Source organism: Tepidibacter sp. Z1-5, assembly GCF_037844525.1.
GTDB lineage: Bacteria > Bacillota > Clostridia > Peptostreptococcales > Peptostreptococcaceae > Tepidibacter_A.
Window position 1 is genome coordinate 1 of the sequence record NZ_JBBMMD010000046.1, and the last position, 24,553, is coordinate 24,553.

General features: G+C 30.0%; 22 protein-coding genes and 1 other annotated feature. Of the genes, 8 read left to right on the forward strand and 14 right to left on the reverse strand.

Annotated features, from left to right (window positions below; all coding sequences use genetic code 11):
- Positions 1 to 406 precede the first annotated feature (406 nt).
- Positions 407 to 2,152, reverse strand: coding sequence for a sigma-54 dependent transcriptional regulator PrdR (prdR, locus tag WJW32_RS11055; RefSeq protein ID WP_340258268.1), 1,746 nt, complete (start codon positions 2,150 to 2,152; stop codon positions 407 to 409).
- 327 nt (positions 2,153 to 2,479) lie between these two features.
- Entirely contained in the window at positions 2,480 to 3,244 is a 765-nt protein-coding gene (pdaB, locus tag WJW32_RS11060) for a polysaccharide deacetylase family sporulation protein PdaB (RefSeq protein ID WP_340258270.1), read from the reverse strand.
- Between the two features lie 114 nt (positions 3,245 to 3,358).
- On the opposite strand from pdaB, the gene WJW32_RS11065 reads away from it, so the two are divergent.
- From WJW32_RS11065 to WJW32_RS11075, 3 genes are all read left to right on the forward strand, one after another.
- Positions 3,359 to 3,523 (forward strand): hypothetical protein, encoded by a 165-nt coding sequence (locus WJW32_RS11065; RefSeq protein WP_340258272.1) that lies wholly within the window; start codon positions 3,359 to 3,361, stop codon positions 3,521 to 3,523.
- A gap of 111 nt (positions 3,524 to 3,634) precedes the next feature.
- The gene (locus WJW32_RS11070) at positions 3,635 to 3,841 is read left to right on the forward strand and encodes a small, acid-soluble spore protein, alpha/beta type (RefSeq protein WP_340258274.1); all 207 of its coding nucleotides are present in this window, start codon (positions 3,635 to 3,637) and stop codon (positions 3,839 to 3,841) included.
- 117 nt (positions 3,842 to 3,958) lie between these two features.
- Positions 3,959 to 4,492, forward strand: coding sequence for a DUF4364 family protein (locus WJW32_RS11075; protein ID WP_340258276.1), 534 nt, complete (start codon positions 3,959 to 3,961; stop codon positions 4,490 to 4,492).
- Between the two features lie 9 nt (positions 4,493 to 4,501).
- On the opposite strand, the gene WJW32_RS11080 is transcribed toward WJW32_RS11075, so the two are convergent.
- Entirely contained in the window at positions 4,502 to 5,368 is an 867-nt protein-coding gene (locus tag WJW32_RS11080; RefSeq protein WP_340258278.1) for a YncE family protein, read from the reverse strand.
- Between the two features lie 152 nt (positions 5,369 to 5,520).
- Here WJW32_RS11080 and WJW32_RS11085 point away from each other — a divergent pair, with 152 nt between their 5' ends.
- On the forward strand, positions 5,521 to 5,775 hold the full coding sequence (locus WJW32_RS11085) for a TIGR03905 family TSCPD domain-containing protein (RefSeq protein ID WP_340258280.1): 255 nt from the start codon (positions 5,521 to 5,523) through the stop codon (positions 5,773 to 5,775).
- 17 nt (positions 5,776 to 5,792) lie between these two features.
- Here the strand turns inward: WJW32_RS11085 and WJW32_RS11090 are convergent, their stop codons facing one another.
- Together WJW32_RS11090 and WJW32_RS11095 are read right to left on the reverse strand one after the other, a co-directional pair.
- The gene (locus WJW32_RS11090; RefSeq protein WP_340258282.1) at positions 5,793 to 7,094 is read right to left on the reverse strand and encodes a bifunctional folylpolyglutamate synthase/dihydrofolate synthase; all 1,302 of its coding nucleotides are present in this window, start codon (positions 7,092 to 7,094) and stop codon (positions 5,793 to 5,795) included.
- A gap of 133 nt (positions 7,095 to 7,227) precedes the next feature.
- Positions 7,228 to 9,894 carry a valine--tRNA ligase gene (locus tag WJW32_RS11095; protein WP_340258284.1) on the reverse strand — a complete coding sequence of 889 codons (2,667 nt, stop codon included), beginning with the start codon at positions 9,892 to 9,894 and terminating at the stop codon, positions 7,228 to 7,230.
- Positions 9,895 to 9,954: 60 nt separating this feature from the next.
- Positions 9,955 to 10,167, reverse strand: a binding site (T-box leader).
- A gap of 212 nt (positions 10,168 to 10,379) precedes the next feature.
- Here WJW32_RS11095 and WJW32_RS11100 point away from each other — a divergent pair.
- Positions 10,380 to 11,270, forward strand: coding sequence for a LysM peptidoglycan-binding domain-containing protein (locus tag WJW32_RS11100; RefSeq protein WP_340258286.1), 891 nt, complete (start codon positions 10,380 to 10,382; stop codon positions 11,268 to 11,270).
- Positions 11,271 to 11,286: 16 nt separating this feature from the next.
- Here WJW32_RS11100 and WJW32_RS11105 read toward each other — a convergent pair whose 3' ends face one another.
- The 3 genes from WJW32_RS11105 to WJW32_RS11115 form a co-directional block, all read right to left on the reverse strand.
- On the reverse strand, positions 11,287 to 11,697 hold the full coding sequence (locus WJW32_RS11105; RefSeq protein WP_340258288.1) for an FMN-binding protein: 411 nt from the start codon (positions 11,695 to 11,697) through the stop codon (positions 11,287 to 11,289).
- A 47-nt stretch (positions 11,698 to 11,744) separates the two neighbouring features.
- Positions 11,745 to 12,593, reverse strand: coding sequence for an FUSC family protein (locus tag WJW32_RS11110; RefSeq protein WP_340258290.1), 849 nt, complete (start codon positions 12,591 to 12,593; stop codon positions 11,745 to 11,747).
- A 78-nt stretch (positions 12,594 to 12,671) separates the two neighbouring features.
- Positions 12,672 to 13,034, reverse strand: a complete 363-nt coding sequence (locus WJW32_RS11115; RefSeq protein ID WP_340258292.1) for a hypothetical protein — start codon at positions 13,032 to 13,034, stop codon at positions 12,672 to 12,674.
- 319 nt (positions 13,035 to 13,353) lie between these two features.
- On the opposite strand from WJW32_RS11115, the gene WJW32_RS11120 reads away from it, so the two are divergent.
- Both WJW32_RS11120 and WJW32_RS11125 read left to right on the forward strand, forming a co-directional pair.
- The gene (locus WJW32_RS11120) at positions 13,354 to 14,361 is read left to right on the forward strand and encodes an ABC transporter substrate-binding protein (RefSeq protein ID WP_340258294.1); all 1,008 of its coding nucleotides are present in this window, start codon (positions 13,354 to 13,356) and stop codon (positions 14,359 to 14,361) included.
- A 189-nt stretch (positions 14,362 to 14,550) separates the two neighbouring features.
- The gene (locus WJW32_RS11125; RefSeq protein ID WP_340258296.1) at positions 14,551 to 16,242 is read left to right on the forward strand and encodes a SulP family inorganic anion transporter; all 1,692 of its coding nucleotides are present in this window, start codon (positions 14,551 to 14,553) and stop codon (positions 16,240 to 16,242) included.
- A gap of 51 nt (positions 16,243 to 16,293) precedes the next feature.
- Here WJW32_RS11125 and gdhA read toward each other — a convergent pair whose 3' ends face one another.
- From gdhA to WJW32_RS11155, 6 genes are all read right to left on the reverse strand, one after another.
- Positions 16,294 to 17,631: an NADP-specific glutamate dehydrogenase gene (gene gdhA, locus WJW32_RS11130; RefSeq protein WP_340258298.1), complete on the reverse strand. Its 1,338-nt coding sequence runs from the start codon at positions 17,629 to 17,631 to the stop codon at positions 16,294 to 16,296.
- 236 nt (positions 17,632 to 17,867) lie between these two features.
- Entirely contained in the window at positions 17,868 to 18,521 is a 654-nt protein-coding gene (gene phoU, locus WJW32_RS11135) for a phosphate signaling complex protein PhoU (protein ID WP_340258300.1), read from the reverse strand.
- A 10-nt stretch (positions 18,522 to 18,531) separates the two neighbouring features.
- On the reverse strand, positions 18,532 to 19,287 hold the full coding sequence (pstB, locus tag WJW32_RS11140) for a phosphate ABC transporter ATP-binding protein PstB (protein WP_340258302.1): 756 nt from the start codon (positions 19,285 to 19,287) through the stop codon (positions 18,532 to 18,534).
- A 12-nt stretch (positions 19,288 to 19,299) separates the two neighbouring features.
- Positions 19,300 to 20,211 carry a phosphate ABC transporter permease PstA gene (pstA, locus tag WJW32_RS11145; RefSeq protein ID WP_340258304.1) on the reverse strand — a complete coding sequence of 304 codons (912 nt, stop codon included), beginning with the start codon at positions 20,209 to 20,211 and terminating at the stop codon, positions 19,300 to 19,302.
- Positions 20,211 to 21,086 carry a phosphate ABC transporter permease subunit PstC gene (gene pstC / locus WJW32_RS11150; RefSeq protein ID WP_340258306.1) on the reverse strand — a complete coding sequence of 292 codons (876 nt, stop codon included), beginning with the start codon at positions 21,084 to 21,086 and terminating at the stop codon, positions 20,211 to 20,213. The genes pstA and pstC overlap by 1 nt, the downstream gene beginning before the upstream one ends.
- A 401-nt stretch (positions 21,087 to 21,487) precedes the next feature.
- Positions 21,488 to 22,459 carry a PstS family phosphate ABC transporter substrate-binding protein gene (locus tag WJW32_RS11155; RefSeq protein ID WP_340258308.1) on the reverse strand — a complete coding sequence of 324 codons (972 nt, stop codon included), beginning with the start codon at positions 22,457 to 22,459 and terminating at the stop codon, positions 21,488 to 21,490.
- Positions 22,460 to 22,667: 208 nt separating this feature from the next.
- Between WJW32_RS11155 and typA the strand changes: the two genes are divergently transcribed.
- Positions 22,668 to 24,485 carry a translational GTPase TypA gene (gene typA / locus WJW32_RS11160; RefSeq protein ID WP_340258310.1) on the forward strand — a complete coding sequence of 606 codons (1,818 nt, stop codon included), beginning with the start codon at positions 22,668 to 22,670 and terminating at the stop codon, positions 24,483 to 24,485.
- Positions 24,486 to 24,553 lie beyond the last annotated feature (68 nt).

Sequence of the window (24,553 nt, forward strand, 5' to 3'; positions counted from 1 at the left end):
ACTTCATCACCTACATTAACAATAGGTTTGCATGGTGCTCCAACGTGTTGTTTTAAGCTTATAGTTAAATTCACACTTTCACCTCCTGCCATTTTATCTTCTCGTGATATTATTAAAGCAAGTAGCGTGCCAACTTTTATTAATTCGACATTTTTTTATTTATTTTTTTTACAACCCTTGGTTTATCTAGTATTTAAATTTTTTATATGTTGTATATTTTACTTTTAAATTTTCTATCGCATCGTGTCACTTAATAGAACGTGTCAGTTTTTCGACTTTTTTTGTTTTTTTTTGATATTTAATTAACCACCCTACATCTCTTATTGTCTGTATTTGATTTTGATTTTATTCAAGAAAACGGTTTCTGTCAATTTCTTGACACATGTCTATTTTCCGACATTTTATTTTATTTTATTTTATATTGTTCCATTTTATAATACAGAGTACTCCTTGGTATGTTTAAATACTTAGCCGCCTTTGCTTTATTACCTTTAGACATATTTAAAGCTTTTTTTATTGTGTCTTGTTCTAATTTTGATATAGCTTGATTCAAATCCATAGGATAACTTTCACAATTAATAGTTTTATTAACATTCTCCAGTATATATTTAGGAACCAATTCTCGAGTTATAATATCATCTTTACTTAGTACAATAAGATGTTCTACTGTATTTTTAAGTTCCCTTATATTCCCTTTCCAAGTATAATTTCTAAGTATACCCATAACTTCCGGATCTATTTCAGGCACAGGTTTGGAATTTTGATCACATATATCTTTTAAGAATTTATGTATTAATATAACTATATCTCCATGCCTCTCTCTTAAAGGTGGTAAATTAAGTTCAACTACATTCAATCTATAATATAAATCTTCTCTAAATTCTTCATTTTCAATCATACCGTTTAATTCTTTATTAGTAGCAGATATAACTCTTACATTTACCTTTATAGTTTTTTCTCCACCAACTCTTCTTATTTCTTTTTCTTGAAGTACTCTTAAAAGCTTAGCCTGCATTTGCATAGGAAGATCTGCAATCTCATCTAAAAATACAGTTCCATTATTAGCAAGTTCAAATATACCCATTTTTCCTTTTCTATTAGCTCCTGTAAAAGCACCAGCTTCATACCCAAAGAATTCACTTTCAAATAATTCACTAGGTATAGCACTACAATTTACAGGCACAAACAATCCTTCTCTTTGACTATAATCATGTATAGCTCTTGAAAATACTTCTTTACCAGTACCACTTTCTCCCAATATTAATATGCTAGCATTAGTTTTGGCTACCTGCCTTGCTGTTTGAATAGATTTTGTTAGCTTTTCACTTTTTCCAATTATATTTCCAAAATCATCGCTTGAAAATTTTTTGACCTCATTTTCTAAAAACTTCAAAGCATCATTTGCTTTTTGAAGCTGACTAGATAGACGTTTAACCTCAGTTATATCTCTATCAGTAGATACAGCTCCCACAAATTCGCCATCTATAAATATTGGTTGAGCAGTAACTATTACATCTGTATCCTTCCTAGGTGGCGAATGATATACATCATCTACAGCTTCTTTTGTTTTTAAAACCTTCAATAATATTCCTTTAGGAAAAAAGTCTTCTAATTTTTTCCCTATTATAATGTCAGATTTTACATTGTACAACTTTTCTGAGTTTTTGTTCCACACCACAACATGTCCTTCTTTATCTACCACACAAACTGCTTCATGTATATTATTTATAATGTGATTAAGTTTGCTTCCTAGTTCTTCCATTTTCATATAAAAACAATCTCTTATTTGGTCACTTCTTATTACTCCGATCAAACGTCCATTTTCTACAACAGGAAGCCGTGCTATCTTATTTTTAATCATCATGTTCCTACAATCAAGTAAAGATTCATTTTTAGATATAGTGTCCATATCCTTTATCATAAAGTTTTTAATAGGATTACCATTATTAAGATCAGATTTCTTAGTTCTTGATATATCTGTTAACGACAATAAACCTATTAATTTTTTATCTTCATCCAAAATATATATGTCATCCAAATTATTTTTTAGCATTTTTTCTAAGCATACAGATAATTCATCTTCATAATGAGCCTGTATATATTTATCACTCATAGCTTCTTGTACCAATGTCTTTTTCGGTATTAAAAACACACAATCACCTCATATCAAATTTATCCGAAAGCTAAAAATTTAATTAAAGTAAAAACTCCATCTGAATTAAGTTTCACTTTATACGTAATATGCTTTTAAATTATATGATAACATAAAAATTCGCTTTATGTTATGCATAGCTCATATCAGCAGCGAGTCCTATAGTATCCTTTTATTTAAAATAGTTGCAACTTCAGTTTTTTATTATTTATTATTCTCAAATTTTAAATTATATAATTTACTTACAAATAAAAAACAACGCTAATTACAACCTTTACAATAAGTAATGTTATAATTAGCGTTATTTTCTTACTCAATAATACAAAATTAATTATTCTTTCTTTGTTTCCCCGTAGAATCCATATTAAAATTTTCTTTATATATAAGCTCTGATACAGGAACTATTTCATATCCTTGTGATTTTAATTTTTCTAAAATCAAAGGTAAATATTCACTTACATATTTAGCATTATTGTGAAAAAGTACTACGGATCCATTTTTTGTGTTTTTAATTACTCTGTCTACAACGTGCTCAACCCCAATTTCTTTCCAATCAAGAGAATCTACATCCCATTGTATTGTATAGTAATTTAAACTTGAAGCCGTATCTATCAAAGTATCATTGTAATCACCAAAAGGAGGTCTAAAAACTACAGGTCTTCTATTTATTATTTTTTCTATTTTGTCAGATGTAGTTTCAAGTTCTTCTTTGATTTGTTCCTTACTTAAAAGACTCATTTTAGGATGGGTAGTTGAATGATTTCCAATTTCATGTCCTCTATCAGAGATTTCTTTTACTAAGTCAGGATGCTTATCCACCCAAAATCCAACAAGAAAAAAAGTCGTCTTAACATCATATTTATCTAATATATCTAGTATGTTTTTTGTATAGGCATCTCCCCAAGCAGCGTCAAAACTTATCGCTATTTTTTTTTCTTGTGTATCAACACAGTAAATAGGCAGTTTTTTTTCTGGAATTTGAGCCATAGCATCCTTAATAACATAACAGGAACACACGAGTACAGCAGAACATACAACAAATAATACAAGACTTAATAATATCTTTCTTATAGAAATGATAAATACTTTCATATTTTCCTCCTTTAACATTATCGCTTTGTAATTAATTATATTTTTTTATTTTTCAAAAAATTACTAGAAGATTTATTTTTTTAAATGGGAAAATTATTTTTAGGAGGTGATTTGATGTCTAATATAAAAAGTCATTATTCTAATTTAAATGGAAAAACAATAGAATCATCAAGAGAAACCTTAAAACTCGAACCTAGACACTATTTAAGAGAATCTCATTCTGTAAGAGAAAGTGATACAAAGAAAAACATTAAAATAAAAATGCACAAAAAATATTAACATCCATAAATTAACATCATATTTTTTTTAATAATGGGTAAATTAATATTACAACATCCCAAAGATGTTAATACTCAAAATTTCAAAGACATTAAAGAGGAGGAATATACTATGGCAAGCAAAAACACTAAAGTAGTTCCAGAGGCAAAGGCAGCTTTAAATCAAATGAAATTAGAGACAGCAAATGAATTAGGTTTATCTAACTACGAAAGTATGGATAAAGGAAATTTAAGTGCTAGACAAAATGGATATGTTGGTGGATACATGACTAAAAAGTTAGTCGAAATGGCAGAAAATCAGATGTCAGGAAAAAAATAAAACTAAAAATAAAAAGGATATTCGAAATTTTGAATATCCTTTTTATTTTTATACTTTTATTTTCCTTGTAAATAGTTTAATATATATGTAGATATATTTTGCGGAGGATGATGTATTATGTTTGAAAACTCATCTGAAGAGTTAGCGGTTAATAAATTAGTTTTATTGTATATTTTGAACAAAATAGAAATAGATTTAACTAATTCTCAGATTACTCAAGTTGTAATGGAAAATGAAATAATGAACTACTTTTCTCTTCAACAATTTTTATCAGAGCTTATTCAATCTAATTTTTTAAAAACCTACAAAGAAGACTTTAAAGAGTATTATTCATTAACTAAAAAAAGTGTACAGACTCTCGAATATTTTATTTCTAGAATACCGTCTGATTTAAAAGAAAATCTAGATAAGTACATATCCACAAATAAAGAAAAAGTTTTAAAAGAAACTCAAGTTAAATGTAATTACTCTAAATTGTCAGACAACGAATTCATAGTAAATCTAAAAGTTATAGAAAATCAAATTCCACTTATAAATATTGATTTAAATGTAGCTTCAACTAAGCAAGCTAAGCTAATCTGTGATAATTGGAAAAAAAATGCACCCAATTTATACGGAGATATAATACAGATTTTGATAAAAAAACCTTAAAAAAAGAGCCTATCTACATATTACAGTAGTAGGCTCTTTATCTACATCAATATTCTTTATTATTTCTAATGAACTAGTGTCAAATACACTTATAAGATTATTTTTAACATCCGATACAAACAACTTACTTCCATCATTTGATATATCCATCCCCAAAGGCCTTCCCTCTATACCAATATTTTTTATACGTTCATTTGTTTTATAATTTAATACATCTATACTTTTATTGCAGAAATCCGTTACATACATCTCTTTTTTTAAATAATTAAGACTTATCTCTACAGGAAATTTAAATCCTCTTAATATATTTAATATTTCAAATGTGAATCTATCTACTAATATTATACTTCCATTTTTAGTAACTATATATATTATATTTTCTTCTTTATTTATATTTAAATGCCATGGCGCCATATTTAATTTTATATTTTTTACAATACTCTTACTTATAATATCTATTACGACTAACGAATCCAAACATGGAACATATAATTTTTTTTGCTCTTCATCAATAATTATTCCATGAGGCATACTATCTACACAAATAAGACCTACAGGCTCATTATTTTTAACATCCACTATATATATGCTATTAGAATCTTCATTTGCTATATAAAGTTCTTCATTAGAGTTCATTACAATCTGGCTTAGATTTCCACCTATAGAAATAGAATCTATAATAGATTGATCCTTTATTCTAATCACATATAGTATCCCATTAAGTCCACTTGGAATATATATTTTTTCATCTTTTTCATCAATACAAAAATGGTGAACATACATATTTTCATCTAAACATATCTTATCTTCAACTTCTAACTTTTCATTTATAACGGATATATTATTTGACCCAAAATTAGAAACATAGATTTTCAATTTTTATCCCTCCTTTCATTCACATTTTATCAAACTACTTATACTATAATAATATATTATGATTCGCAGTATTGTGATACATTTTCATTGACTTTTTTTATATCATATACTATAGTAGGGTATAGTTATTAGATGATAAGGAGGACTTCAATATGTACGTTTTTAAAACTTCTGGTGTTTGTTCTAAAGAGATAAGATTTGAAATAGAAGACGATATAATCAAATCAGTAGAATTCGTAGGAGGATGCCCTGGAAATTTAATCGGAATCAAAAGTCTTGTAGAAGGTTGCACAGTAGATAGTGTAATCGAAAAATTAAAAGGAATAGGATGCGGATCAAAATCAACTTCATGTCCAGACCAATTTACTAAAGCTTTAGAACTTTACAAAAAAAAGCAAAAAGCTTAGCAGATAAAAAAAGGTGATTAAAAATCACCTTTTTTCACTATACTCCTGATATCTCCTATCATATATAATGATCCTGCACATATTATAACTGAATTCTTATCAGTTTTTTTAATAGCTAATTTTACAGCTTTTTCTATATCATCACAACTTGCACACTCTTTATTCAAATCATTCACTATTTCTTTTAACTCATCCGCTTTCATTGCCCTAGGATTATTTGGATTTGTTGTAATTACATTTTTACATCTAGGTATTAATATTTCACAAACAGTTCTTACATCCTTGTCTTTAAGCATACCCAATACTAAAGTTATATCCTTATCACCCATATAATTATCTATTGTATTACATAAAGATTTAGCACCATCTACATTGTGAGCTCCATCTATTATAAATAAAGGCTCTTTTGTTAAAACTTCAATTCTACCAGGCCACTTAGTATTTTTAAGACCCTCATATATATCTTTATCACTTATTTCAAAACCATATTTATCTCTCAATATTCTAACTACATTAATAGCAACTATTGCATTGTTAACTTGGTGCTTTCCTATCAACTGTATTTCTAGATTATTATATACGGTGTCTTTAACCTTACAATTAAAAACTTGTCCCAGAACATCCATTTGAGTTATCTCTTTATTTTCTATATTCGCCATAGTAAGAGTACAGTTTTTTTCTTTAACTATTTCTTTTATAACAGCTTCAGACTCTTTATCTTGAGGATACATAACAACTTCACAATCATCTTTTATTATTCCACCTTTTTCATAAGCGATTTTTGCTAAAGTATCACCTAAATAATCAGTATGGTCTATACTAATAGGAGTTATTACATTTATAAGCGGCTTTTTAATAACATTTGTCGCATCAAATCTGCCACCCATTCCAACTTCTAATACAACAACATCTACATTTTGTTCCTTATAATAATAAAAAGCTATAGCAGTTACTATCTCAAATTCAGTAGGATGATTAAAACCACTCTCAACCATATTATCAACCTTAGATTTTACTATCTCAGTGACCCTTGCAAGTTCACTTTCTTCTATATTTTCAGAATTAATTCTAATCCTCTCAGTGAAAGATTCTAAGTAAGGAGAAGTATATATCCCAACCTTATAACCACCACTTATAAGCATAGAATTTATAAACGAACAAGTAGATCCTTTTCCATTAGTTCCTGCAACATGGATTATCTTCAAATCATCTTGAGGATTATCAAGCAAGCTTAAAAGCTTAGTTATATTATCAAGACCTAATACCCTTCCAAACTTATAAGTACCATGTATGTATTCAAGAGCTTCATTATAATTCATCTAAATCCCCCATTCCCAACTTTTTACTTTAAGTATAACATTTATTTTCCTTAAATTGTGCTATTTTTTGATATGATTTTCTCGTAAATATAAATATCCAAGTTCAAAACGAACTTGGATATTTGTAAAAGTTCTATTTTAATTTAGCCTGTAAGTTTTCAAGTCTTTCAACTACAGTTTTCATCATTTCTTCATACTTATCTTTCTTAGCTTTTTCTTCTTCTATTAAAGATTCTGGGGCTTTAGCTAAGAATCCTTGGTTAGATAATTTACCAGATACTCTTTTTAATTCTCCTTCAATCTTTGATTTTTCCTTTTGAAGTCTTTCTATTTCTTTTTCAAAGTCAACTAACTCATCAAGAGGTATATAAATTTGAGCTCCTTCTATAACAGTCGACATTGCATCTTCAGGAATTCCAACCGTATCTTTTAATATTTCAACTTCTGATGCAGATGCTAACGTTTTAAAGTAATCTTTTCCTTCTTCAATAATCGCTATTTTATCCTCAGATGGAACTATTATAACTTTAGCCTTTTTAGAAGGTATAACATTCATTTCAGCTCTTATATTTCTTATATTTCTTATTCCTTCCATTATTAAGTTCATTTTCTCTTCTTCTGCTTTCATGCTGTCCTCTTCCTTGTATTTAGGCCAAGAAGCTAGAACTATACTTCCGTCTACAGTTGGTAGATATTGATATATCTCTTCTGTTATAAATGGCATATATGGATGAAGAAGCTTTAATACATTTTCAAGTACATAAGTCAGAGTATATAAAGCAGATTTCTTAGCATCTACATCTTCTCCATAAAGTCTAGGCTTAACCATTTCTATATACCAGTCACAGTACTCTGACCATGTGAAATCATAAACTTTTTGACTAGCCATTCCAAGTTCGAATTTTTCCATATTGTCCGTTACATCTTTAGCTAATTCATTAACTCTTGATATAACCCATTTATCAGCAAGAGTTAAATCCTTCTCAACAGACTCTCTATTTAAACCTTCAACTAAATCTTCACTTAAGTTCATGAACACAAATCTCGATGCATTCCAAAGCTTATTAGCAAAGTTTCTAGCAGATTCTACTCTTTCAATATAAAATCTCATATCATTTCCTGGAGTATTTCCAGTAGCAAGAGTGAATCTTAATGCATCAGCTCCATATTGATCTATTATTTCAAGAGGATCTATTCCATTTCCTAAAGACTTACTCATCTTTCTTCCTTCAGAATCTCTAACAAGTCCATGTATTAAAACATGCTTAAATGGAATTTCATCCATACAATAAAGTCCTGAGAATACCATTCTTATAACCCAGAAGAATATAATATCGTATCCTGTAACTAAAACATCAGTCTTGTAGAAGAAATCAAGCTCCTTAGTCTTGTTAGGCCATCCAAGTGTAGAGAACGGCCATAAAGCTGATGAGAACCAAGTATCTAGTACATCTTCATCTTGCTTTAAGTTAGTAGAGTTACACTTAGGACACTTGCTTGGCATTTCTTTAGAAACAATAGTTTCTTCACAATCTTGACAGTAATAAGCTGGTATTCTATGTCCCCACCATAATTGTCTTGATATACACCAATCTCTTATATTCTCTAACCAGTGATAATAAGTCTTATTGAATCTCTCTGGAACAAGCTTTATTTTTCCATCCTTAACAGCATCTATAGCAGGTCCTGCAAGTTCATCCATCTTAACAAACCATTGCTTTGATACCATAGGCTCAATTATAGTATTACATCTATAACAGTGTCCTACATTATGAGTATGATCTTTTATGTGAACTAAATATCCCTCTTTATCTAAATCTTCAACAAGAGCTTTTCTACACTCATATCTGTCCATACCTTCGTATTTACCAGCTTTAGAGTTCATAGTTCCATCTTCATTCATAACTACTATTTTTTCAAGATTATGTCTTTCTCCAACCTCAAAGTCATTCGGATCATGTGCTGGAGTTATCTTAACAGCTCCTGTTCCAAATTCCATTTCAACATAATCATCTGCAATTATAGGAATTTCTTTTCCTACTAGAGGTAATATAAGACTTTTACCTATTAAACTCTTGTATCTTTCATCATCTGGATTAACAGCAACAGCAGTATCTCCAAGTATAGTTTCTGGTCTTGTAGTTGCTATTTCTAAAAACTTATCAGAATCCTTAACTTGGTACTTAACATGATAGAAATGTCCTCCATGCTCTTCATGTTCAACCTCTGCATCTGATAAAGACGTTTTACAATCAGGACACCAGTTTATTATTCTATTTCCTCTATATATATGACCATCATTATATAATTTTACAAAAAATTCAGTAACAGCCTTGTTACATCCCTCATCCATAGTGAATCTTTCTTTTTCCCAATCACAAGAATCTCCAAGCTTTTGCATTTGATCAACTATTCTTCTTCCGTATATGTTTCTCCATTCCCACGCTCTTTTTAAAAATTCATCTCTTCCCAACTCATACTTGCTCTTACCTTCATCATTTCTAATCTTCTCAACAACCTTAACTTCAGTTGCAATACTTGCATGGTCAGTTCCAGGTTGCCATAAAGTAGCATGTCCATCCATTCTTTTCCATCTAATAAGTATATCTTGAAGTGTATGATCAAGAGCATGTCCCATATGTAGCTGTCCTGTTATATTAGGTGGAGGAAGCATTATTGAGTAAGGTTTCTTATTCTCATCAACTTCTCCTTTGAAATATCCTTTTTCTAACCATCCACTGTAAAGTCTTTCTTCAAACTCTTTAGGGTCATAATTTTTAGGTAAATTTTTGATTTCCATATTAAATCCTCCTGTATTTAAAGTATTAATTTTCTTAAATAAAAAAGAGCCTTTCATCCATAAAAGGACGAAAAGCTCGCGGTACCACCTTGTTTTCAGAATAAATCTGACTCTCATTCTTGTTAACGACAATTTGCCGTCTAGATTTACTATTAATTCAATCTAGAAGCTCCAAAGCTACCTTCCAAAAGCTCATTCCTAAAAAACCTTTCAGCCAAGGGTCTTCCTCTCTAATGGTGAAACTTTTGTACTCCTCTTTTTCACAGCTTTTACCTATATTCAACTTAATCATTTTAGTATATTATATATTTTTTTTAAATTTTGTCAACATCATTATTATGTCATTTAAATAAATATTTATTCGAACTTATTGAAATCACACCAGTTTTAAATTAAAAATTTATTGAAAATTATGTTATTTGTGGAACCACAATTTTTTAAGCTGAATAATATAGATTAAAGCAACTAGGAAAGGAGATAAAAACATGCTTTATTATGTAAGAAGAGGTGATACGCTTCAAAGAATAGCAAATAGATTTAATGTATCTCAACAATCTATAATTAAGGCTAATGTAATTTGTGATCCCAATTATATAACAGTTAACACTCCACTAATAATCCCCGAGCCAGGTATAGAACTGCCAAAATCACAAGGCCAACCACCTTATTATATAGTTCAATTCAAAGATACTTTTTTATGTTTGTCCAAAGAATTTAATACTACAGTTAATAACCTAATCTATATGAATAAGTTAAACCCAAATATGATTCCTACAGGTTACGAAATACTCATAGGTGATTATCTTCAAAGTCCAGATGAATTAAATAAATTATGGGAAGATACGGGAAATTATAGATGTGATGAATTGTCTCAGGATCAAATTTACAATATATATTATAACGGTTCTTTTTCATGGGAAGTTCTGGGAAGACAATCTATACCTTACTTAATTGAACTTTTAAATAATCCTTGCGATATAGTTAAATATTATTCAATAGTAAGCCTTGGAAGAATAGGTGCTAGTACCAAAATTGTAATAGATGAACTTGTAAAATTAATAAATTATGAAAATGAATTAATATCAAATGCATCTAGTTGGGCATTACTTAGAATAGACCTTGTAAATAAATATTCAAAAAGAATGCACGTTACAACAGCAGAGAACAGAATATATGATAGTCCAGATTTAAATTCAAATTCATTCACAGTTCCGGCTGGAAGCCAGATAATGTCTTTAAATTGGTCAATTCCAAGTCCTACAGATGAAAAAAATGTATTTGGAGAAACCCTCTTATACGATAGAGTTCGATTCTTTACCACAGGTCAAGATGGATATTTGCCTAGACTTGGATTTAATGAAATTAATGCGATATAAGCAACCTTATATCGCATTAATTTTTAGCTTTTTTTAAAGCTCTTTGAACCGCTATTTTCCAGTTGTCAGTAGTAACTGTAGCTCCAGATATAGAATCAACATCATAAGTTTGTTTTGCGATCATTTCATCTTTCATACTAATTCTATATTCTTTTAAATTAGGAAATACCTTTCCATCCACTTCTTTCCCAGTCCACATATCATAGTCAACTTCATTGCCATTTGTGTCCAACCTTTTTAATTCTATATTTTTTATCTTGTTGTTTTCGATAGTTACAATTGCCTTTTCACTTCCATATTCCCATTTATCTGCGTAAGTTTCATAAACACCGTCTTTGTATGTAGTTTCTAAGTTAGACTCCTTAGCACACCCAGTAAAAATCATCATACTTAATCCTAAAGCTATAATACCAGCTAATTTCCTCATAATAATCACTCCTTAGTTATATATTTTGATTTTACCATTAAAATATATTACATCAGCATTACATCAGTCAACGTTTTGATTATTTTTATCAAATGATAATTATATACAATTTCATTTTCCCTATCTCTTGGATATTTTATAACATCGAATTTACCATATATATTCATAAATTCAATATAATTAACACTATTCAATGTGTAGTTTTGATCCATATCATCTATAATTCTTAAATGCACAAATGCTATATCATAATTTTTTATTATAGATTTAAACTTTTTAATTTCAAATTCATTTTTAGAATTAATATAAATACTATTTATGTTTTTTTCAATCTTTGATATACCATCTTCAATATTTTTCAAATCCACATTTAAACCTTTAATAACTTTATCCTCTAATAGTTTATTTAAATCACTTCTAATTTTAATTAGCTCGTCCTCTATATCATTATAATTTCGTATAGGTTTTATAAAGTAATTGACTAAAACAGCAATTATAATACCTATAAATGTATCCAATATTCTATTAAGTGCATAAAAAATCGGATCCCGTCCATCTAAATTAGTCATAATTACACAAAATACAATACCAGCTATACTTACAGACTTATTCCATCTAAATAGATTGCACATATATATAACTACCATTATACCTATTCCTATAGCAATTATACTATTTGAATTTATAAAATAGAATATAACACCTACCATAGCCCCAAGTATAGTTCCAAGCATTCTATTTCTTCCAACTTTAAAAGATTCTCCTATTGTTGTTTGCATAGATATAATTGCGGCTATTGCTGCATAAAAAGGATACTCCATATTAAAAAAACGAGAAATAGCAACAGATAACGATACAGCTATTGCAGTTTTTATGTTTCTCATACCAACCCTCATGTAACCCCTCCTTAACTACATTATACTATCATTTTACTTAGATACAAAAAAAAACTTGGCGTATAATCACCAAGTTTTTTAATAATAGTAATAATCACGTCTTCTTCTTCTTCTTTGAGGTCTATATCTTCTTCTATCCATAAGTTCTCTAAGTAATAATATAGCTATTATATCTCTTCCATATCTTCTTTTTCTATTCCTCATGCACTCTTGATCATCTTCTTCCTCTCTAAATAAACAACTTTTAGTACATTCTTCATATATCTCATCAACAATTTTTTCTATTTTCTTTTGACTTGGAAATGGATTCATATTAGGATTTTGTTCTAAATCATATTTTTCACAGTAATCATATACATAAGGATATACATCATGGTATATTGCAGGATACAATTTTTTAGCCTGATTATAACAATAATTCATATAATAATAGTTATACATAGTCTCACCCCTTCGTATTATACTATGTATATTCATCCCCTTTCGTTATTACAAATAGACATTTTTTTACCACTAAGAATTATAATATTTTCGTTTTGTGAATACCTTTTAAAAAAAGCTACACCTGCAACTGTTTTTAAGCAACAAAGTCGTAAGACTTGTTGGCGCTATGAACGCATGTGAATTTTGAGAACGGAGCCCGTAGGAATCGTTGGCGACATGAGTCACCGCGTTAGCGAGTAGACGAATTTTGTAACCATTATTTTAGTAGTGAATATATTAAAAATACAACCAATCTTATATTAAGGGGTGATATATTATGAATATACGCAAAAACTGGGCACTAGTATTATCCTCACTAATGATATTAATGCTAATTACTGCAGGTTGTTCAAATAATAATTTAACCAAGATAACACTTGCAGAGGTTACTCATTCAACATTCTACGCTCCTCAGTATGTAGCTCTTGCAGAAGGTTTTTTTGAAGAAGAAGGTCTAGATGTTGAAATAATAAACACAAAAGGCGCTGACAAAACCATGGCAGCTCTTCTTTCAGATGAAGCAGATATAGGTCTTATGGGTCCTGAAGCTTCTGTTTATGTCTACAACCAAGGAAAAGAAGATTTCGCAGTAAACTTCGCTCAACTAACCCAAAGAGATGGTAGTTTTTTGATTAGCAGACAAAAAGATGACAATTTTACATTTGATAAATTAAAAGGAAAAAGTATTTTAGGCGGAAGAAAAGGTGGAGTTCCAGAAATGACACTTGAATATGTTCTGAAAAAAAATAAGCTAGACTTAGAAAAAGATGTTAACGTAAGAACAGATATACAATTTGGTGTAATGGCAGGAGCATTTACAAGCGGAACAGGAGATTATGTAACATTATTTGAGCCAGTAGCTTCTTCTTTAGAAAAAGAAGGCAAGGGATATATAGTAGCATCTATAGGTAAAGAATCTGGTTATCTTCCATATACATGTTACAGTTCTAAGAAATCCTATATAAAAAAGAACCCAGATATAATTCAAAAGTTTACAAATGCTATATACAAAAGCCAACAATGGTTAAAAACTCACTCTTCAGAGGAGATAGCTCGTTCTATATCATCAGAGTTTCCAGAGACCAATATAGAAGATTTGACTGTAGTTGTTGAAAGATATAAGTCCCAGGATACTTGGTCAGAAACTACTATTTTAAAAGAAGATAGTTTAAATCACTTGATGGATATAATAGATTTAGCTGGTGAACTCGATAAAAGGGCTCCATACGATAAAATAGTAACTACCGAATTTTCTCAAAAGGCTGTAGATAATTTAGATAAATAACTTCATAATCATAAAAAGGTCTGTGAAAATAAAATTAGTATTTTCATAGACCTTTATTTTTTTAATTTTCAATCAATTCTCATTTTACGCTTTATATAGAATTACCATAGACATATCTTTATCTTAGGTGTATGATTATATGTTGTATACAATGTATAACAATATTTCAATGTTAAAGGGATGGTGTTTATGTTAGTTCCAAAACTATTTACTTGTTTTAAATCATACAGCAAGGAACAATTCACAAAAGACTTTATATCTGGAATAATAGTGGCAATTATAGCCCTACCACTTTCAATAGCTCTAGCTATTGCATCCGGTGTATCACCAGAGAAAGGTCTTTATACTGCCATTATAGCAGGATTTTTAATTTCTTTACTCGGAGGAAGTAAAGTTCAGATCGGAGGTCCCACAGGAGCTTTTGTTGTAATCGTATACGGTATCATACAAAAGTATGGAATAGAAGGACTAACTGTTGCCACCTTCATGGCAGGATTTTTTCTTATTCTAATGGGTCTTCTTAAATGCGGTAATATGATAAAGTACATACCTTATCCTATTACAACAGGATTTACAAGTGGTATAGCTGTAACTATTTTTTCAACACAGATAAAGGATTTTTTAGGACTTAATATTGATGTTCCATCAGAATTTATGCATAAATGGATAGTGTATTTCCAAAATTTAAGCTCTACTAACAATCAAAGCTTATTAATAGGCCTAATATCTATCCTAATAATAATGATCTTACCTAAAATAAATAAAAAGATTCCACCTACACTTATAGCTATAATATTTTCTACATTTGCCACAATGTATTTTGATTTGAATATAAATACAATCGGAAGTACTTTTAATAACATACCTTCTACTCTTCCTAGTATTCATATTCCAAGCATTGATATGAACATGATAATAATGCTTATTCCTTCAGCTATAACAATAGCTATTCTTGCAGGTATAGAGTCTTTATTATCAGCAGTAGTAGCAGATGGAATGATAGGCGGAAATCATCGTTCTAATATGGAGTTAGTAGCACAAGGTATCGCTAATATAGGTTCTGCTCTATTCGGCGGAATTCCAGCAACAGGTGCTATAGCAAGAACTGCAGCTAATATAAAAAATGGTGGTAGAACACCAATATCAGGTATAGTTCACTCAATCACATTAATATTATTTATGATAATTTTAATGCCTTATATAAAGTTAATTCCAATGGCATCACTTTCAGCTATTCTAATAGTTGTTTCATACAACATGGGAGAATGGGATGTTTTTAAGAGAATACATAAGTTTCCAAAGAGTGATTCTTTAGTATTTTTAACAGTATTCTTATTGACTGTTTTCTTCGATCTTGTAATAGCTATCGGTGTTGGAATTGTACTTTCTTCTTTCTTATTTATGAAGAGAATGGCAGATGTTACAGATATAAAACCAGTATCTTATACTTATGAACAAGTAGATGAAAGTGAATTTGAATATAAGGTTCAAATACCTAAAGATATTTACATATACGAAATAAACGGAGCATTCTTCTTCGGTGCTACAGATAAATTTATAAAAACCATGAAAAATATCAATAACCTTCCTAAGGTATTGATATTAAAAATGAGCAATGTATATGCAATGGATGCCACTGCATATAACGCCCTAGAAGCAACTCAAGATTTATGTAACAAAAACGGAATAAAGCTTTTAATACTAGACATTCAGTATCAACCACTTAAAATGTTAAAAAAATGCGGATTTATAACTAATACAAATCAAGATATACTTTTTAAAGACTTTGACAGTGTATTTAATGAGGCTTTAAATATAGTAAATGGTTATTACGATAAACAAAAGGATATACCTGAGATACCTCAAACACACACAGCATAGTTTAATAGATAAAAAAAATACTGGAGAAATCTCCAGTATTTTTTATGTATATTAAACTATTCCTTGAGCCATCATAGCATCAGCAACTTTTAAGAAACCAGCTATATTAGCACCAGCTACATAATTTCCTTCCATTCCATATTCTTTAGCTGCGTCTTTAGCTGCTTTAAATATGTTTACCATTATTCCATGTAATTTTTCATCAACTTCTTCAAATGTCCAAGATAATCTCATACTATTTTGAGACATCTCAAGAGCAGAAGTTGCAACTCCACCAGCATTAGCAGCCTTAGCTGGAGCTACTAATATTTTATTATCTAAGAATAAGTTAACTGCTTCATTTGTACAAGGCATATTAGCACCTTCACCTAAAGCTGTTATTCCGTTATCAATTAATTGCTGAGCTTCTTTAACATCTATATCATTTTGAGTTGCACAAGGAAGAGCTACATCACATTTAATAGTCCAAATACCTTTTTGTCCATCATGATATTCAGCTTCTGGATGATCCTTTACATACTCACTAATTCTCTTTCTTTCAACTTCTTTAATTCTCTTAACTGTATCTAATTTAATTCCATCTTTATCATATATGTATCCTGTAGAGTCACACATAGCAACTACTTTAGCTCCTAAAGATTGAGCCTTTTCACAAGCATATATAGCAACATTTCCAGAACCAGAAATTACTACTGTTTTACCTTCATAGCTTTGTCCATGTTCTTTAAGCATTTCTTGTGTGAAGTAAATAACTCCAAATCCTGTAGCTTGTTTTCTTGCAAGTGATCCTCCATATGTAAGTCCTTTACCAGTAAGAACTCCACCTTCATATGCATTCTTCACTCTCTTATATTGTCCAAATAAATATCCTATTTCTCTTGCTCCAACTCCAATATCTCCAGCTGGAACATCTAAATCATGTCCTATGTGTCTGTATAATTCAGTCATAAAACTTTGACAGAATCTCATTATTTCATTATCAGATTTTCCCTTAGGATTAAAATCTGATCCCCCTTTTCCTCCACCTATAGGAAGTCCAGTTAATGAATTTTTAAGTATTTGTTCAAATCCTAAGAACTTTATAATTCCAAGATAAACAGATGGATGGAATCTTAGTCCACCTTTATAAGGTCCTATTGCGCTGTTAAATTGTACTCTAAATCCTCTGTTAACTTGAGTTTTTCCATTATCATCTAACCAAGGTACTCTAAACATAATTTGTCTTTCTGGCTCTACGAATCTTTCTAAAAGACCAGATTCTATAAACTCAGGATGTTTTTCTACAACAGGCTTTAAAGACTCTAAAACCTCTTCTACCGCTTGGTGGAATTCTACTTCACCAGGATTTCTTTTTTTAACTTGTTCTAAAATACTTTCCATAACTGACATATGAACATACCCCCAAATTAATTTTTTTTGATACCCCTTTAATTGCTTGATACCCCTTTGTCTTTAATTATACAACTTGTGAAATAATTTTCAACCTAAAATATGCATATTTTAACAAACTTAATTATATTCAGAATCTTCCGAATCGTTCTGTAGAAAACGAACCCATAAAACAAAGGCTCTAACAGTTAACCAACTGTATTAACACGTTTATTTTATGGGTTCAAACCTAAGTTCTAATTTATTTCTATTCTTTCTCCTTTTGAGATGTATATTACCCTCTCACATATATTAGTTATATGATCTGCTATTCTCTCTAGATACCTTCCTACAAAGAGTAATTTTGTACCTTGGTTTGTACATTCTGTACTTTCATGTATCATATTCAATATATCCCTATATATATCTTTATATAGATCATCTACAAGTTCATCCTCTTTTCCTACTTCAAAAGCAATCTCCGCATCTTCTAATTTGAAACTTATTTTTAGGTTTTTCATCATATTAATAATAATTTCTTTAATTTTGGGGATATCCACAAGCTGTTTTATATGTTCTTCTTTTCCTATTTTTATAGTTTCTTTAGATATATTCACACAAAAATCTCCAATACGCTCAAGGTCCGTTATCATCTTCGATACAGAAAATACTATTCTAAGATCCCTTGCCATAGGTTGCTGAAGAGCTATAAGATTTATAGCTTTTTCCTCTATTTCATACATACAATTATCTATTTCATCATCTAATTTCATTATACTTCTTGCAAGTTCTAAATCTTGATTAACAAGTGCATCAACAGATTTTTCTATCAATTCTTCTACTTTATCCATCATAAACATAACATCTTCTTTTAATTCATTTAAATCAGTTTTAAAATTTTCCCTAACCATAATCTACCTCCTAACCAAATCTTCCTGTTATATAATCTTCAGTTTTTTTATCTTTTGGATTTGTAAATATTTTGTTAGTCTCTCCAAACTCAATCACTTCTCCCATTAAAAAAAATGCTGTGTTATCAGATATTCTAGCTGCTTGCTGCATAGAGTGTGTAACTATTACTATCGTATAGTCTTTTTTTAATTCTTGTATTAAATCTTCCACTTTAGAAGTCGCTATAGGATCTAGTGCAGATGTTGGCTCATCCATTAAAATAACTTCAGGTTCCATAGCTATAGCCCTTGCTATACATAATCTTTGCTGTTGTCCTCCAGATAGTCCATAAGCAGATTTATCTAATCTATCTTTTACTTCATCCCACAACGCTGCACCTCGAAGACTTTTTTCAACAACTTTATCTAACTTCTTTTTATCTCTCACACCTTGTTTTCTAAGTCCATATACTATATTTTCATATATAGATTTTGGAAAAGGATTAGGTTTTTGAAACACCATTCCGACTCTTTTTCTTAAATCTTCTACCTCAATAGTATTTGAATATATATCTTCTCCATCTAATACAATATCACCACTTAAATTTGTCCCTTCTATTAAATCATTCATTCTATTTAACGTTCTTAAGAATGTAGATTTACCGCATCCTGATGGACCTATAAAAGCAGTTACTTTCTTTTCTTCTATATCTATATTTATGTTTTTTAAAGCCTTAAAACTTCCATAGTAAAAATCTAAATTACTCACTTTCATTTTAACTGCCATTCGATTCCCCTCCTACTGTTTTATCCTATCCTGGTACTTATTTCTCAAAAGTATTGCTACTAGATTTATTAATATTAAAAGTATAAGTAAAACTAATATTCCTGCAGATGCAACATTTTGAAATTCTGCTTGAGGCTTTGATGCCCAGTTATATATTTGAAGAGGTAGAGTTGTAAATTCATCAAATACTCCCTTTGGAGAAAACCAAATTCCAGCTGCTCCTCCAACAACAACAAGCGGTGCTGCTTCTCCTATAGCCCTTGATACAGCAAGTATTGTACCTGTTAATATACCCGGCATAGCATAAGGTATAATAGCCCCAGTTATTGTATCCCATTTAGTAGCACCTAGTGCATAAGATGCTTCCTTCAACTCCTTAGGTACTGTTTTTAAAGCTTCTCGAGATGAAACTATTATTATTGGAAGTATTAGTAGTGCCATAGTTAAAGATGCAGATAAAATACTTCTTCCAAGTCCAAAAGTTCTAACAAATAAAGAAAGTCCTAATATTCCATATACAATCGATGGAACTCCTGCTAAGTTGCTTATGTTAACTTGTATTATATTTGTCAATTTATTTTTAGGTGCATATTCCTCTAAATATATTGCTGATCCAAGTCCTAATGGAAATGCAATTAGTACAGTTAATATATTTACCCATAAAGATCCAAGTATAGCTGCCCTTATTCCTGATTTACTAGCAATTCTAGATGTATAATTTAAAAAGAAATCAACATTCACATGAGAAATTCCCTTTTTAAAAACATCAGAAAAAAGTGCAACTAGTATTACTATGCTAAATGATATAGATGCTAATAATATAAAATGAAAAAAACTATTCATTAATTTTCTCTTTTTTAAGTTCGTATTATAGCCAGAATTTTTATTTATAAATTTTTTATTTTTTAAATTAACTGTATTCATTAATATTCCTCCCTAAGTCTATCAGCAACATACCTAGATAACATATTCATAATTAATGTCATAATAAATAAAAGCATAGCAACTGCATATAAAGTTTGAGATTCTATTGTCCCTTTTGCTATATCCCCTTGACTTACCTGAACTATAAATCCTGTCATAGTTTGAATACTTTCAAGTGGATTTAAAGTAAGCTTCGGAGTTGATCCTGCTGCAAGTGCTACTATCATAGTTTCTCCTACAGCTCTTGATATAGCCAAGATAAAAGATGATATTATTCCTGATATAGATGCAGGAATGACTACCCCAAATACAACTTCTAATTTTGTAAGCCCCAGGGCATAAGCAGCTTCTCTTAAGCTTTTAGGTACTGCCTGCATAGAATCTTCACTCAAAGATAGTACCATTGGTATAGTCATTATACCTACAGCTATAGCTGCACTAAGCGCATTATAAATGTTCGTTTGAGGTATTAGGTTTTTAAGTATAGGTGTAATAATATTAAGTGCAAAAAAACCATAAACTATAGAGGGTATTCCTGCTAATATTTCTAATATAGGTTTAATTATTTTTCTAACTTTTTTATTTGAATACTCACTTAAATATATAGAACTTAATAGTCCTATAGGTATTGAAATTATAGATGAGAAAAATACTATTAAAAACGTTCCACTTACTAACGGTAGTATTCCAAAGTGCTGCGGTTTTAAAAGAGGAGTCCACTGCTTTCCTGTGAAAAATTCTATAGGTGATACATTAGTAAAAAACAATGCACTCTCTTTAAACAAAATAAATAATATACTAATAGTTATAAATATAGATATCATTCCGAATCCAAATAAAATATATTTTATTACCTTTTCATTTAATTTTTTCATATTCAATCCTCCCATATTACAATAATAAAATTCGCTTTATGCTAACTCATGTCGTCAACGAGTCCTAACGGGCTCCGTTGCTTAAAATTGTTTCAACTTCAGTTCACTTATCAATGTTATCAACAAGTCGAAAGTCATATACTTCCCTTGTATGTAAAAAACTCAATTTTCAGCTCTTTATTATTATTGATGACATATTTAGAATACTATTTATTTGTTATATGAGTGTTAACTACATATTATCTATTTGTTAATTTCGTTAACTTTGTGTAAAATTCGTCTACTCGCTAACGCGGCGACTCATGTCGCCAACGATCGGCTCCGTTGCTCAAAAATAGTTGGAAGTGAAAAAAAACACTAACAATTAGATTTCACATTGTTAGTGTTTTTTTATTAACCTATTATTCTTCTATTTGAGAAAGTTGCTTATCATACTCAGATTGTGGTAATTTTACATATCCAATTTCAGAAACTAATTCTTTACCTTCTGTTAAATAATAAGTTATGAATTCTTTAACTTCTTCTCTTTTTAAAGCATCTTTATTAACATATAAGAATAAAGGTCTTGATAAAGGAGAGTAAGTTCCATTTTCTACAGTTTCAGCAGTAGGTGCTACTGGTCCATTTCCAGAATCTATTGGAACTATTTTCAATTTATCTTTATTTTCTATATAGTATGCATATCCAAAGAATCCTATTGAATACTGATCTCCTGCTATTCCATTTACAAGTACGTTATCATCTTCACTTGCAGTATAATCTACTCTTATAGCTCCCGCTTCACCGTTTACCTCCTCTGTAAAGTATTCAAATGTTCCAGAATCACTTCCAGGTCCATAAAGCTTTACAGGTTCAGCTGGCCACTCAGCTCTTACATCTTTCCACGTCTTAACACTACTATTAGGCTCCCATATTTTATTTAACTCTTCTAAAGTTAAGTACTCTACAAAGTCGTTATCTTTATTTACAACAACAGATAATCCATCATATGCAACCTTAAGTTCTAAATAATCAATTCCAGCCTCTTTAGCTTTATTTATTTCTTTATCCTTTATAGGTCTTGATGCATCATTTATATCTGTTTCTTTAACTAAAAACTTTTCGAATCCTCCACCTGTTCCAGAAAAATTAACAGTAACCTTAACTCCCTGATTCATCTTCTGAAATTCTTCTGCAACAGCCTCACTTATAGGGTATACAGTACTCGAACCATCTATTGCTATAGCCCCACTTAGTCCTGTTTGAGTTTCTTGAGTTTGTCCTCCACATCCTGTTAACATTCCTATTGATAAAGTACCTATTATTCCTATTGATAAAGTACCTATTATTCCTATTGATAAAAACTTTTTCATGTTATTTTTAATAAATCCCACAATCAATTCTCCTTTCAAATTTCAGAACTTATTTTTTCCACATATATAGAATACTATTCGTTTGTTATGTCAATGTTAAATAGATGTTATAGGTTGGTTAAGTCTGTTAATAATATGTAAATACTACTATTCCAAAAACTTTATTTGCTTATTCATAAATTTAGGTGTACAATATAAGAATGCGATTTTTAAAGAAAGGGAGTTTATTATGTCGAAAAAACAAGATATTGTAAATATAGCAGTTATTGCCCACGTTGATGCAGGAAAATCTACATTAGTAGATGCATTTTTAAGTCAAAGTGGTGTTTTTAGAGAGAATCAAGAAGTTGTTGATTGTGTAATGGATAGTAATGATTTAGAGCGTGAAAGAGGTATAACTATATACTCTAAAAACTGCTCTATTCAATACAACGGAGTAAAAATAAATATAGTAGATACACCTGGTCACTCGGATTTCTCATCTGAAGTTGAAAGGGTTATAAAAACTGTTGATACAGTTATACTACTTGTAGATTCAAGTGAAGGTCCTATGCCTCAAACTAGATTCGTTCTTCAAAAATCTTTAGAACTTGGAATTAGACCTATCCTATTTATAAACAAAATAGATAAGAAAGATCAAAGAGCTGAAGAAGTTGTAGATATGGTATTCGATTTATTCGTAGATTTAAATGCTAATGATGAACAATTAGAGTTCCCAATTATATACGGTATTGCAAAAGATGGTATTGCAAAGAGAGAATTAGATGACGATAGCACTGACTTATCTCCTCTATTCGAAACTATACTAGATCATGTAGATGTATACCCTGATTACGATAACGAGCCTCTTCAAATGCAAGTATCAGCTCTTGGTTATGATGATTATATCGGAAGACTTGGTATAGGAAGAATTTATAAAGGTACTTTAAATGAAGGCGAAACAGTTTCTATAACAAAAAGAGATGGTTCTGTTGGAAAAGGTAAAATAGCTAAAATGTTCGTATATGAAGGATTAAATCAAGTTTCTAAAAAAGAAGCTAAAAGTGGAGATATAGTAGTTATATCTGGTATACCTGATATTTCTATAGGAGAAACGCTTTGTAATTCAGATAATATACTACCTATGGAAATGATAAACATAGAAGAACCTACACTTTCTATGAACTTCTACGTTAATGATTCTCCATTCGTTGGTCAAAGTGGTAAATTCTTAACTACTAGACACTTAAAAGATAGATTAGAAAAAGAACTTGAAGTAAACGTAGGATTAAAAGTTGATTCACTAGATACTACTGATGGATACAAGGTATCTGGTAGAGGAGAACTTCACTTATCTATACTTATAGAGAGTATGAGAAGAGAAGGTTATGAACTTGCAGTTTCAAAACCTGAAGTTTTAATGCATAAAGAAGACGGAGTTTTACTTGAGCCAGTTGAAAGAGTTATCTTAAATGTTCCTGATGAATATTCTGGACCAGTAATTTCTAAGCTTAACTTAAGAAAAGGTCTTATGGAAGGTATGTCTTCTGAGAATAACTACACAAAACTTGAATATATAGTTCCTACAAGAGGTCTTATAGGTTATAGAAGCGAATTCATAAACGATACTAGAGGAGAAGGTACTATAGTTCGTTCATTCGAAAGATTCGAAGAGTACAAAGGTGAAATACCTCAAAGATTAAACGGAGTTTTAATCTCTCAAGCTAAAGGTGTTGCTATGGCTTATTCTTTATTCAACTTAAGTGATAGAGCTACAATGTTCATACATCCTACTACAGAAGTTTACGAGGGTATGATTATAGGTATGAACTCTAGAAAAGAAGATATGACAGTTAATCCTTGTAAGAACAAGAAATTGACTAATACAAGATCTTCTGGGTCTGATGATGCTGTTAAGTTATCTCCACCTAGAACATTCACTCTAGAAGAAGCATTAGAATTCATAGCTGATGATGAGCTTGTAGAAATCACTCCAGATGCTATAAGACTTAGAAAGAAAGTATTAAACGAAAACGATAGAGTAAAATACAATAAAAACAGAAAATAAAAAAATAAAGGGCTTAGGCCCAAAGCCACTGAAAAGTGGCTTTTCTCTTATTTAAAATGTTTTTTTAA